8 protein-coding genes are annotated in these 13,204 nt (G+C 44.9%); all 8 read right to left on the bottom strand.

Features of this window, described 5'->3' with window-relative positions:
* Positions 1-51: 51 nt before the first annotated feature.
* The 8 genes from moaA to Q6344_10660 all read right to left on the bottom strand — a co-directional run bounded on the left by moaA (position 52) and on the right by Q6344_10660 (position 12,875).
* Positions 52-1,167, bottom strand: a complete 1,116-nt coding sequence (moaA, locus tag Q6344_10695) for a GTP 3',8-cyclase MoaA (protein ID WLG13065.1) — start codon at positions 1,165-1,167, stop codon at positions 52-54.
* A gap of 334 nt (positions 1,168-1,501) precedes the next feature.
* On the bottom strand, positions 1,502-2,797 hold the full coding sequence (locus tag Q6344_10690; GenBank protein ID WLG13064.1) for a molybdopterin molybdotransferase MoeA: 1,296 nt from the start codon (positions 2,795-2,797) through the stop codon (positions 1,502-1,504).
* 144 nt (positions 2,798-2,941) lie between these two features.
* Positions 2,942-4,006: a peptidylprolyl isomerase gene (locus Q6344_10685; GenBank protein WLG13063.1), complete on the bottom strand. Its 1,065-nt coding sequence runs from the start codon at positions 4,004-4,006 to the stop codon at positions 2,942-2,944.
* A 143-nt stretch (positions 4,007-4,149) separates the two neighbouring features.
* Entirely contained in the window at positions 4,150-4,875 is a 726-nt protein-coding gene (gene narI / locus Q6344_10680) for a respiratory nitrate reductase subunit gamma (GenBank protein ID WLG13062.1), read from the bottom strand.
* Between the two features lie 14 nt (positions 4,876-4,889).
* On the bottom strand, positions 4,890-5,687 hold the full coding sequence (gene narJ / locus Q6344_10675) for a nitrate reductase molybdenum cofactor assembly chaperone (protein WLG15201.1): 798 nt from the start codon (positions 5,685-5,687) through the stop codon (positions 4,890-4,892).
* A gap of 70 nt (positions 5,688-5,757) precedes the next feature.
* Positions 5,758-7,296 carry a nitrate reductase subunit beta gene (gene narH, locus Q6344_10670; protein ID WLG13061.1) on the bottom strand — a complete coding sequence of 513 codons (1,539 nt, stop codon included), beginning with the start codon at positions 7,294-7,296 and terminating at the stop codon, positions 5,758-5,760.
* Between the two features lie 92 nt (positions 7,297-7,388).
* Positions 7,389-11,147, bottom strand: coding sequence for a nitrate reductase subunit alpha (locus tag Q6344_10665; GenBank protein ID WLG13060.1), 3,759 nt, complete (start codon positions 11,145-11,147; stop codon positions 7,389-7,391).
* A gap of 348 nt (positions 11,148-11,495) precedes the next feature.
* Positions 11,496-12,875 (bottom strand): NarK family nitrate/nitrite MFS transporter, encoded by a 1,380-nt coding sequence (locus tag Q6344_10660; GenBank protein ID WLG13059.1) that lies wholly within the window; start codon positions 12,873-12,875, stop codon positions 11,496-11,498.
* Positions 12,876-13,204 lie beyond the last annotated feature (329 nt).

Here is a 13,204-nt window from a genome sequence, read left to right as displayed (position 1 = left end):
AATACGCTTGTTATGGAAATAGAAGTTTTTATTATTGATACATTATTGATTTTACCCACCAATCATCGACAAATTATTCATCATGCCGCTGTTTGATTCGTGAAGATAATGATGTTCAGGTTTGATTGGCATAAAGCTATGCAGGGTATTAACAAGTCCTGCGACATCATCTTGTTCCAGATGCTGACGAATATCGTAGTTACCTTGGTCAAATAAGCACAAATGCACCTTGCCTTGGCTACTGACCCGCAGGCGATTGCAGCTGTCACAAAAATGAGCGGCATAAGGAGCAATTAGTCCGATACGCCCTTGAGAATCTGGATGGCTATATTCTATGGCTGGCCCATCGTTGCTGCCACGTATATGAGTTTGCCAGCCATTTTTTAATAAATAATTGGTAATAATATCGGACTGTGCATGCTGCGCAAAAAATAAATCGCTATTATCACTGGTCTGCATAAATTCAATAAAGCGATAAGTGACCGCTCTGTTTTTAACATAGTCGATAGCATTCATCAAATTTTCAAAAGCAGTCTCAGCCATTAAAATACTATTTATTTTTAGCTTAATATCTGTGGTCGCAAGCAAAGTATCCATGTCCGCCAAGAGCTGCGGCAACATATCAAAGCCAGTCATTTTATGGAAGGTTGCGGCATCAAAGCTGTCCATACTGATATTAAGCTGATTCAGTCCAGCCGCTTGCCATCTGGCTAAGTGCTTACCAAGTTTATAACCATTACTGGTCATGGCGACGGTTTCAATGCCTTCAGTGTTTTTGATGGTTTTAATAATATCGACCACATCACGGCGTATAGAGGGTTCACCGCCCGTAATTCTGACTTTTTTAGTACCAACTTCGGCAAATCCGCGGACTAAGGTAGCAATTTCAGTAACGCTAAGCTCGTTTTGTGGTGGTTTGCCTTGATAGCCATCTGGCAGGCAATATTCACAGCGAAAATTACAGAAATCAGTAATCGACAGACGCAAATAGGTGAGACGTCGTGCGAAACCATCGGTTAATGGTTGAGAGAGCGTGACCGGAAAATACGTCGACGTGCTAGCAGCTTTTGTTGCAACGTTCGATGATGAGTCACCATCAAAAATAACGGGTGCAGCGGCAGGCGAATACAATTGCGCATTACCTAGGGTAGGGGCAAGATGGTTCATAGATGATTACCATTAATATTAAGTATAGTGTGTACTTTTAGGCGTTGCCTCAGGTTGTGAGTGGGAAGTTCTATTTAAACACGATTATGACAGCTTGCTAGCAAATAACCATTCACCGTAAGTGACCCAAAAACTACCACTAAAGTAGTAGATGCTACTTGGTTATGATTTTTAAAATCAACATACGCCCCAAGCAGTTTCTCATGATTCATGGCTAATCAATAGTATAAAGAATGATTAACTGTGTAACGCTTTACACCCTTGATTAGCCATGAATCTTTTTAGCTATACTGTTATTAATGATTCAATTATTTAGCTGTTGTTTAGCGATTATTTAGTAATGCAACCAAGGGAAAGGTTGCACTTTTACGGTTTCACCAGCGGCTACATTGCCAGAATCTTGTGCTAGTACAATGAAGCAGTTGGCGTGGCTTAGTTGTTTGATACGGTGTGATTGTTGCTTGGTAAAGCTTTCAACTTGGAAATCGCCAAGTTCGTTTTGGGACAATATACCTCTTTGAAAATCCATCCGTCCCGCTGATTTTTTGACATCATTTTTAAGCGTTGCAGTGAGACTCAATTGTATGGGTCGCTCTTGTGGCGCAGCGCCTGCCATCTGCCACAAGGCTGGAATGACAAATTGTAGGCTACCAACGATGGTCGATAAGGGATTGCCGGGCAAGCCAAAATATAGCACGGGCTTGGCAAGATCTTTAGTCAGCTCGCCAAAGACAAATGGCTTACCGGGTTTCATCGCAACTTTATAGTGGTTAATCTGTCCAAGCTGCCCAATGACAGTGGTTAAAAAATCATAGTCGCCAACCGATACCCCAGCCGTGGAGATAAGGACGTCGCACTCTTGCATGGCTTGGGTTACGGCGGCGATGGTTTTATCTAAATCATCTGGGATAATGCCATAATCACGAATAGTAATGGGTAAATCAGCGAGTAAGCTTTTTAAAGTGGGGGTATTAGAGTTATAGATTTGCGCCAAACTGGTCAGCTCATTGCCAATCGCAACTAGCTCATCACCTGTTGCGAGTACACCAACGGTTAAAGGCTGATATACCGTCACTTGACCAAAACCCAAATTAGCCAGTAAGCTAATATCAGCAGGATTTAGGCGCTTACCCTTTAACAAAACTGCTTCGCCAGCTTCAATCTCTTCGCCTTGTTTACGGATATTGTCATCATGCTTAGCGTCTTGACTGAGAGTAATGGCATAGGGCTGCGATTTATCAATGCTATCTTTTATGGCGGTAAAGTTGGTATTTTCTTGCATGATGACCGTATCGCAGCTGTCAGGAACGACCGCACCGGTAAAAATACGCACCCCTTGTCCTGCTGAAATGTCGCCACTATAAGGACTGCCCGCTTGTGATTCACCCACGATATCAATCGTGCTGTCTGCTGAGAGTAGACTGTCTTTAGCGATCGCATAACCATCCATCGCCGATAGATTTTGTCTTGGTATAGCAAAAGGCGAGACGATATCTTCTGCCAATATATGATGACGGCTGTCTAATAAGTCGTAGCACGCGACCACTCTTTTATATAGCGGATAGTCGTTAGTATTATAAGTTTCTATGCGCTGCTGTATTTCAGAGATAAGTCCTGCAACCGTAATCATAAACGTCTACTCATTTTATTAATATTGAACTGTGTTATTGATATTGAACGACACATAGCATAAAAAGTGTGTTGTATCACAAGAACCTTTATACCATAGCAGCTACTTTATAACATAAGAATTAAGTGACCGACAGCGGACTGCTTAGCCGCGGAATATATTCTCTTGCTCAAGCGTCATCTCGATACCTTGGATATCAGCCTCATGCGCTAAGGTAAACAAGTAATCGCATAATGATTGGTGAAAGGCTTGTTGGCTCAATTTATTATGGATTGCAGGACTGACTTGCTCATAAGTCATCTGTATCCCAAGTTCTTTATTGAGCACCTCAACGATGTGAAAACCGTAACGGCTTTCGATAGGGCTTGGCGCAAGTCCTTTATCGAGCTTAAATAATACACCTTCAAATTCTGGTACGGTTTGACCTTTGCTAATCACACCCAGTTTGCCACCTTGCTCTTTTGAAGGGCAAGCCGAATGTTGGCGTGCTAACTGGATAAACTCGGCATCAGGATTGGCGTTATTTTTGATTTGCTCGATAAACTCGTACGCGGTCTTTTTGAGCTTTAGGCGCTCATCGCCATCTTCAGGCGGGCATGCCAATAAAATATGGCGTACGGTCATAATGGGATCAGTCTTAAAGTCAGTCATATTCTGCTTATAATAGCGCTCACAAGTTGCCATATCTGGCATCGTTGCTTGAACGTTTTTGTCTATTAAAGTAGAAATGGCTTGCTCTTCGTCGTTTTCCCATGCCGCTTCACCAAGGCTTGGCTCATCTAAAACTGCCAATCTCAGTAATTCGCGCACGACCAGCGCTTGTGTCGCTAAAAAGACGGCGTCTTCTTTGTTTTCTGCTGGATGATATTGCAGCTCTTGAGCGATATTGGTTCTATCTATCATCACCCCATTGACCGTCACTGAAGGCAGCTCATCACGGCTAGAGGCAATCAGGTTTTTATGGTTGCTGCGCTCTTCCGCCATCGCTTTTTCGATGAACTCTTGGTCAGAATGCGGTTTTTGCAAATCAGACAAGGTTGGCATTACTCTAAGAATATCATCACCGCGACCAGTAGAGGTGTGATCGGCATGACTGTGACTGTGACTGTGACTGTGATTGTCATTATCATGGCTGTGATGATTACCACTGTGCACATGAGCGTTTTGGTTGGTCGCATGGTCGGCTGGATTGTAGGTACTGACAGTCATGGCTTTGCTCCACTAAGGATTCTGGTAATAGAAATTCTAAAATATAGGGCGTGTTGATTTATCGTTAAAGGTAGGGTAAAGAGCAGTATCTAGGTGAGGATAGGGTTAAAAATGCCGTTCCATTTAGATACTGCTCTACAGCCTTACTGAGAGTTCTTTTGTCTGACAATTTGATAGCGACGCCCGAAATACCAAATTGGCGCACTAATGATATGAATAAGCCGTGTAAACGGAAATATCGCAATCAGGGTGATGCCGAGCGCCATATGCAGCTGATAAATTAAGTCAGTTTGCTCAATGCGCGCCGCTGCCTGCAAAGGTCTTAAGATTGTGATGTCCTGTGCCCAGCCTGCCAAATTCATCATGGTATAGCCATCTAAATGCTTCACTGACGTAAAGATGGACAGCAGACCTAAGTTCAGCTGGATAAATAACAGCACCAGTACCAGCTTGTCTGAGAACGATGAGGTGTTTGAGATACGGTCATCAGTAAAGCGTCGCCACATGAGCATGACCAAACCGAACCAACAAAACACGCCTGCGATACCTCCAACGACCACTGCTAATATCTGCTTATGCCCAGCGCTGATAAATCTGTCATAAAGAAAATGCGGCGTCAACATGCCAAATAAATGACCGAGGAGCACCACGATAATGCCAACGTGGAATAAGTTGCTGGCAAGGCGCATGTTTTTGCTTCTGAGCATTTGCGTCGAGCCTGTCTTCCATGAATACTGAGATAAATCAAAACGTACCCAAGTACCAATAATAGCGATGGTCAATGCCACATACGGATAAACGCCAAAAAGGAAAATTTGTAGCCAGTTTAGGTTGGCTAAAGACTGCACACTAGGATCTGCGATATTCATGTCCTTTCTCCTTATTATGATTTAACCGGCTGGTTGGTTTTAAAATCTACCCAGTGCACTGGAGCATCGACCGCATTTGTAGCAGAGGCATTTTTTATACCAGCTTTTGCTGCAAGATTTTGGGTACTTGTTTGTGACGGGCAGCGCTCTTCTTGTTGCGCATCCAAAAACGTCACCACTTCTTCTTCCCATTCTTTGTCTAATGCCTCAAAGCTGTCATCACGCTTCTCTTTGCTGATTTTTTCTTGGTACTCTTCAACGATATCGAGCGGTTTACCAGCGATTTGCAATAGCGCATTAAAGCAGCCTTTATACAAGCTACCGCGACCTTCTAATCTGGCGGCAAGCAAAGCGAGGATATGGCTAACATCAGCGATATCCATACGAATTTGAATGTCGTCTTCGATAATGGTTGCTTGATACGCTAAAAATTCAAGATACAAAGGCAGATAATCAGGCAGCTCTTTGACGCTAATCTCAAAGCCAGCCTCCTGATACTGACCCATCAAATCGACCATCGCTTGACCACGGTCGCGCGATTCGCCATGTACATGCTCAAACAACCATAGTGATAAAGAACGACCGCGCTCAAACAAACCGTCATAACGCGCTTGCGCCTCAAGAGAGCCGGTATCGATCAAATCTTCGATCAAGTCGATGATTTGCGTCCGTACTTCTGGGCTAATCAGCGTTGATCTGGCAACAATCTCTGTGCAATCAGCAAGCGTATCGCCTAAAAACAGCTCATTACTTGGATAGTCGATAAGTAGGCTGAGTACCTTGAGTAGCTTTAAGTCTGAAGCGCCAATCATCGGCGACTCAATCGCTGAATTAATTGGCTCATGCACTGAAGTGCTGTTATTGAGTTGAGTAGTTTGCATCTTATGACTCCCACTTTTGGACAGTATCGATGAAATCGCGGCGATTGGTTTTGCGTTGTCCAAACATGCTATTGTCCGAATGTCCTGAACAGCCTTCGCCAAAGGTGAATCCGCAACCATTACGCTCAGCGAATGCATCACTCAATGCTTCTTCACGATGCGCCGTTGGAATCACAAAGCGATCTTCGTAGTTAGCAATAGCCAAGTAGCGGTACATCTCTTCCACTTGCAGCTTGGTCAAACCCACATCATCCAAAATACTTTGGACTTCTTGTTTTTCAACCAATTGCATACGCTTGTAGCTACGCATAGCCAGTAGGCGCTTCAATGCTAGACGAACTGGCTCTTCATCGCCTGCGGTAAGCATGTTTGCTAAATAGCGCAAAGGAATACGTAAACTGTCGACATCTGGAATCAAACCATCCATACCGACTTTGCCTGCTTCAGCAGCATTTTGAATCGGTGATAATGGCGGTACATACCAAACCATCGGCAGCGTGCGGTATTCAGGATGTAGTGGTAGCGCAAGCTTCCAATCCATCGCTAGCTTATAAACTGGTGAGCGCTGCGCTGAATCAATGACCGATTGCGGTACACCGTCTTTTAATGCTTGGGCGATAACCGCAGGGTCATTTGGATCTAAAAATACGTCTAACTGTGCTTGATAAAGGTCTTGCTCGTTAGGGGTGCTTGCTGCTTCAGCGATTTTGTCCGCGTCATAAAGCAGTACGCCCAAGTAGCGGATACGACCAACACAGGTTTCTGAACAAACGGTCGGCAAGCCGGCTTCGATACGGGGATAACAGAAGATGCATTTTTCAGATTTCCCCGACTTCCAGTTGTAGTAAATCTTTTTATACGGGCAACCTGAGATACACATGCGCCAGCCGCGACATTTTTCTTGGTCAATTAAGACAATGCCGTCTTCTTCACGCTTATAAATCGCACCACTTGGGCATGACGCCACACAAGTAGGGTTCAAGCAATGCTCGCACAGACGTGGCAAATACATCATAAAGGTGTTTTCGTACTCGCCATAAATCTCCGCTTGAATATTGTCAAAGTTCTTATCTTTGCGACGTTTTTCAAACTCTGAGCCGAGGATTTCTTCCCAGTTAGGACCCCATTCAATCTTTTGCATCCGCTTGCCAGTGATGGCTGAGCGCGGTCGGGCGATAGGTTGATGGTTGCTGATAGGCGCAGTATGTAAATGCTGGTAATCAAAATCAAACGGCTCATAGTAATCATCAATTTCTGGCAGGTCAGGGTTGGCAAAGATATTGGCGAGTACTCTGAACTTACCACCGATACGCGGATTGATGGTGCCATTGGCATTGCGTATCCAACCGCCTTTCCATTTGGTTTGGTTCTCCCATTCTTTGGGATAGCCGATACCGGGTTTTGACTCAACGTTGTTAAACCACGCATATTCCATACCTTCACGGCTGGTCCAGACGTTTTTACAGGTGACTGAGCAGGTGTGACAACCGATACATTTATCAAGGTTAAGCACCATGCCGACTTGCGAACGAATTTTCATGGATCTGTGCTCCAAATAATAGTAAAAAAGCAACTTTATGTTCTTCCTAGATATCCTGAAATCAGGATATCTTTTCGATAGAAGAAACAGCTTTACCCTTCAATGCTGGTTGGTAACGGACGTGGCAATTCGTTGTCGGGTTTGTCCTCTAACCAGTCGATTTTTGACATTTTACGAATCACGACAAACTCATCACGGTTACAACCGACGGTGCCATAATAGTTAAAGCCATAAGACTGCTGGGCATAGCTACCAATCATATGCGTCGGCTTCAAAATCGTCCGAGTGACTGAGTTATGGATACCGCCGCGCGTGCCTGTTTGCTCAGAGCCTGGAATGTTGACCAATTTCTCTTGGGCGTGATACATCATGGTCATGCCTTCTTTGACCCGCTGGCTAACGATGGCACGAGCGGTGATAGCACCATTGGCATTGAACAGCTCAATCCAATCGTTATCGACGATGCCAGCTTTTTGCGCATCGACTTCCGACATCCAGACACAAGGTCCACCGCGACTTAGGGTCAGCATCAGCAAGTTTTCAGAGTAGGTACTGTGGATGCCCCATTTTTGGTGCGGTGTTAAGAAGTTCAGTACAATCTCTTTATTGCCATTTGGTTTGGCGTCTTTGAGCAGCTCAGTGGTCTTGGTATCGATAGGTGGACGATACTGCTGCATTTGCTCACCAAACGCCTGCATCCAAGGATGGTCTTGATAAAACTGCTGGCGACCAGTAATCGTACGCCATGGAATCAGCTCATGGACGTTGGTATAACCAGCGTTATAACTGACCTGATCCGACTCAATACCTGACCATGTCGGGCTTGAGATAATTTTTCGCGGCTGTGCGACGATATCTTTAAAGCGGATTTTTTCGTGCTCGCTAGATTTAGCAAGATGAGTATGGTCGCGACCAGTAAATTCAGAGAGTGCAGCCCAGCCTTTTACGGCGACATGACCATTGGTCTCAGGCGCGAGCATCAAAATCATCTCAGAAGCATTGATGGCTGTATCGAGACGTGGTCTGCCTTCAGAGATACCCGTTTCAGTCACGCGGTGGTTTAAATCCCCCAGCTGTTTGACCTCAGTTTTCATATCCCAATTCAAGCCTTTTGAGCCATTACCCAGTTTTTCTAAGGCAGGACCCATAGAAGTGAACTTTTTATAAGTGCTCGGATAGTCACGCTCAACCACTTTAATCATCGGGCAGTTTTTACCCGGTACAGGTTTTTCGCCAGCCGTTTTCCAGTCAGTGCCACCAAATGGTTGTGCCAACTCACCTGGGGTGTCATGTTGCATCGGCAAAGTGACAACGTCAGTTTCAACACCTAAATGACCTTTTGATACTTCAGAGAAGCTCTTGGCAATGCCTTTATAAATTTCCCAATCGGTCTTAGATTCCCACGCAGGGTCAGTCGCGGCGGTTAATGGGTGAATGAATGGATGCATGTCTGAGGTATTCATGTCATCTTTTTCGTACCAAGTTGCAGTCGGTAGCACGATGTCAGAATACAAACAGGTAGAAGACATGCGGAAGTCTAACGTGACAACCAAGTCTAATTTACCAGTAGGGCCTTTTTCTACCCAATCGACTTCTTTTGGTTGCAGGTGACCTTCTGCATTTTCTTTATTGAGCAAGCCGTTTTTGGTGCCCAAGAAATAATGCAGCATATATTCATGACCTTTACCGGACGAGCCCAATAGGTTTGAGCGCCAGATAAACATGTTGCGAGGGAAGTTGGCTGGGTTATCAGGTGATTCACAAGCAAAACGTAAGCTGCCATCTTCGAGAGAATCGACAACATACTCTTCCACGCCTTTGCCGCTTTCTTTGGCTTTGGCAGCGATGGTCAGTGGATTGCGGTTGAGTTGTGGTGCTGAAGGCAACCAGCCTGCGCGCTCTGCTTGAATGTTGTAATCAAGCATATGCTCAGGGAAGAACTTTTTATCGACGAGAGGCGAGAGTATCTCATGGGCAGAAATGGTTTCGTGACGCCACTGTGAGCTGTGATTGTAGAAGAAGCTCGTGCCGTTCATATGACGCGGCGGACGATGCCAATCAAGCGCAAAGGCTAATGGCAGCCAGCCCGTTTGAGGACGCAGTTTTTCTTGACCAACATAATGTGCCCAGCCGCCGCCAGATTTACCGATACAGCCGCACAGCATGAGCATATTGATCACGCCGCGATAGTTCATGTCTAGGTGATACCAGTGGTTCATACCCGCGCCGATGATAATCATCGATTTACCATGAGTCTTATGGGCATTTTCAGCGAATTCACGTGCGACTTGGATGACGCGCTCACGGCTTAGACCGGTGATGACTTCTTGCCAAGCAGGCGTGCCCGGTACGGTTGCATCGTTATAGTCGTCGGTGATGTGTTCGCCGCCAACACCATTATCCACGCCCAAGTTGGCAACGGTTAGATCAAAGACGGTCGCAACGATAGCGGTGCTGCCATCGGCAAGGGTAATGGTTTTACAAGGAACGGTTTTTTGCTGTATCGCTTCGCCCGGTACCGAGGTGAAATGAGGATGATCCACATGACCAAAGTAATCAAAGCCGACTTTGCAGGTCTCATTGCTGTCTTTTAAAGTCAATGTTAGGTCAATTTCTGCGCCTGTGGTGCCATTTTTTTGCTCAAGGTTCCATTTGCCTTTTTCGCCCCAACGATAGCCAATCGAGCCTAGTGGAGAAACCAGTTCACCATCACTATTTAGACCGATGGTTTTCCATTCAGGATTGTTTTCTTGACCTAAATTATCGATTAAGTCAGAAGCGCGCAGATAGCGACCAGCACGGCGCGCGCCTTCTTCACCTTCTAGCATCACAAGGACTGGTAAATCGGTATAGCGTTTGGCGTAATCTAAGAAATAGTCACTTGGCTGCTTAAGATAAAATTCTTTGATAATGACATGACAGAATGCTTGCGCCACAGCCGCATCAGTACCTTGTTTTGGGTTTAGCCATAAGTCAGTTAACTTAGAAACCTCAGCATAATCAGGGGTGATGGAGACTGTCTTAGTGCCTTTATAACGAACTTCGGTAAAGAAATGCGCGTCTGGTGTACGCGTTTGCGGAACGTTTGAACCCCACGCAATAATATAATCAGAGTTGTACCAATCGGCTGATTCTGGCACGTCGGTTTGCTCACCCCAAACCATTGGCGACGCTGGTGGCAGGTCACAATACCAGTCATAGAATGACAAGCAAACACCGCCGATAAGTGATAAATATCGACTACCTGCCGCGTAACTGACCATCGACATCGCAGGAATCGGAGAGAAACCAACGATACGGTCAGGACCAAAAGTTTTGGCGGTATAGACATTACTGGCAGCGATAATTTCATTGACTTCTGCCCACGTTGAGCGAATAAAACCGCCCAAACCGCGCTTGGATTTATACTGTTCTGCTTTGATAGGGTCTTGGACAATACTGCCCCAAGCATCGACTGGATCAGGATACTGCGCTTTGGCTTCACGCCATAATTTTAGAAGCGGCTTACGTACTTTAGGATATTTCACACGGTTCGCTGAGTACATGTACCAGCTATAACTTGCGCCACGAGGACAGCCACGCGGTTCGTGGTTTGGTAAGTCTGGACGGGTTTCAGGATAGTCAGTTTGCTGCGTCTCCCATGTGACCAAGCCGTTTTTTACGTAAATTTTCCATGAGCAAGAGCCAGTACAGTTGACCCCATGCGTTGAACGCACGACTTTGTCATACTGCCAACGGCTACGATACACATTTTCCCAGTCACGAGACTCGTCGCGCGTCTCACCATGCCCATCGGAGAATTCGCCCTTTTTACGTTTAAAAAAACGGAATTGGTCGAGTAAATGGCTCATTTCGCTATCCTCTGTATTATTGCCTATGGGGTATCTAAAGCTGAATGGCGTGGTAAAAACAACCCTTTGCCCAAGCTGTAAATGTTTTTCGATGGTATTATTTTAAGTAAGACATCGCCCTCTTGCTATCCGCTAACATGAGCAGAGCACTACCACCTTAGTAGTAGCGGTAAATGATAAAATTTGCTTAAAAAATCGTTAAGTATTTATAAGTCGAGCTTATTTACAAGCAGAATATGGATTGGTAAAAATAAAAAAAGTGCTACTTACGCTGGCAAGTAGCACTATAAAGAGCGATATTTTTAATTTAAAAATCTGTTTCCAAAGAAGGATTTATACAAGGCTGCTTTAGCAAGGAATCTCAGCATTAGGGCGACTGTAATACCACCATGTCAACACAATACAGAGAACATAAAAGACAATTAAAGCGATAAAAGTACCATCAACACCCAGTCCTGAACCAAACATTTTTGGGACAAAGAATGCACCATAGGCCGCTATCGCTGAGGTAAAGCCAACCACTGCTGCTGATTCTTTACGTATCTCGACAAACAATTCCTCTGTACCTGCTTTTTGAGGTTCAAGGCGTTCATGAAAGGTTCTGAAGATAACGGGAATCATGGTAAAGGTAGAGCCGTTACCGATACCCGTGGTAATAAACAGCACCATAAAGGAGATAAAGTATCCGACAAAGCTGCCCTCATGAGTCTCGCTAGGGAGGAAATACATCACCGCCAATACCGCCAATACCATCACGATATAGTTCCAAAAAGTCACTTTTGCGCCACTGGTTTTATCAGATATCCAGCCACCTAAAGGACGAAATAGCGCACCAACTAAAGGACCTAAGAAGGCAAACTTAAGCGCATCAATGGCGGGAAATGAGTTTTTAATCAGCATCGGAAACGCGGCTGAAAAACCAATGAAGGAGCCAAAGGTTGCCATATATAGGATACACATGATCCAGTTATGTTTGCGTTTAAAGATAACGGATTGGTCTTTAAAGGAAGCTTTAGCAGTGGCAATATCGTTCATGCCAAACCATGCCAGTGCTGAAAATAGCAGAATAAAGGGTACCCAAATAAAGCCTGCATTTTGTAGATAAAACAGCTGACCGCTTGCAGAGACTTGTGGGTCGCCGCCTAAGCTACCAAAGGCTGCTACCAATATAATCATCGGTACAACGAATTGCATGACCGACACGCCAAGGTTACCCAGACCCGCGTTTAGCCCAAGAGCAGTGCCCTGTTCTGCTTTTGGAAAGAAGAACGAGATGTTGGACATGGAGGAGGCAAAGTTACCACCACCGAAGCCACAAAGTAGGGCAATGATGGCAAATATCATAAATGGCGTATCAGGATTCTGAACCGCAAAGCCCATCCATAATGCTGGAATTAACAGGGATAAGGTAGATATCGCTGTCCAACGTCGCCCACCAAAGATAGGCACCATAAAAGAATAAAAAATTCGCAGCGTTGCCCCTGATAGTCCGGGCAGCGCGGCGAGCCAAAACAACTGCCCATCATCAAAATCAAAACCAATCTCTGGCAGACGGACGATGACGGCACTCCATACCATCCATACTGCAAATGCCAATAGCAACGATGGAATGGATATCCATAAATTTCTACGCGCGACTTTTTTGCCGCCTCCTTCCCAAAATTCTTCTACTTCAGGTCGCCAGTCAGTGATGAGCTTACCACCTTTGAAGTTGTAATTATTGCCCATGTTATTCCTCACTTAGTATCAGCTATGCCTAGTTATGTTCAGTATTTTTTATCATCAAATGGCTGTCTAAACTTACAGTAAACCGTAGCACTTACTCCTGTTATTGTTGATAACAAAGAGCCGCCGTACTGGCTTATGAGCGCTATGAATCACTTGCTCTATCAAAAAATGATAACTCACGGTACTGTGTTATCACGGTGAGTAGTATTCATACATAGTGGTATACTGATGACTAAAAGGGGTATATTGCGGGCAGGTTTATCACTAAGGTTTTGCTTGTCGATGGACTGCTAAGTGCGCTGTAGTATTTTTTATGCTGTATGTTTTTT

The organism is Psychrobacter cibarius (assembly GCA_030686115.1).
Taxonomy (GTDB): Bacteria; Pseudomonadota; Gammaproteobacteria; order Pseudomonadales; family Moraxellaceae; genus Psychrobacter; species Psychrobacter cibarius_C.
The sequence above is the reverse complement of the archived record's forward strand: the minus strand, read 5'-3'. Positions and strand labels throughout refer to the sequence as shown.

Bases quoted from the DNA above. Each gene is read 5' to 3' on its own strand.
- Q6344_10660 (WLG13059.1), bottom strand. From the start codon at position 12,875: ATGGGCAATAATTACAACTTCAAAGGTGGTAAGCTCATCACTGACTGG.
- Q6344_10665 (WLG13060.1), bottom strand. From the start codon at position 11,147: ATGAGCCATTTACTCGACCAATTCCGTTTTTTTAAACGTAAAAAGGGC.
- Q6344_10685 (WLG13063.1), bottom strand. From the start codon at position 4,006: ATGACTGTCAGTACCTACAATCCAGCCGACCATGCGACCAACCAAAAC.
- narH (WLG13061.1), bottom strand. From the start codon at position 7,296: ATGAAAATTCGTTCGCAAGTCGGCATGGTGCTTAACCTTGATAAATGT.
- Q6344_10690 (WLG13064.1), bottom strand. From the start codon at position 2,797: ATGATTACGGTTGCAGGACTTATCTCTGAAATACAGCAGCGCATAGAA.
- narJ (WLG15201.1), bottom strand. From the start codon at position 5,687: ATGATTGGCGCTTCAGACTTAAAGCTACTCAAGGTACTCAGCCTACTT.
- moaA (WLG13065.1), bottom strand. From the start codon at position 1,167: ATGAACCATCTTGCCCCTACCCTAGGTAATGCGCAATTGTATTCGCCT.
- narI (WLG13062.1), bottom strand. From the start codon at position 4,875: ATGAATATCGCAGATCCTAGTGTGCAGTCTTTAGCCAACCTAAACTGG.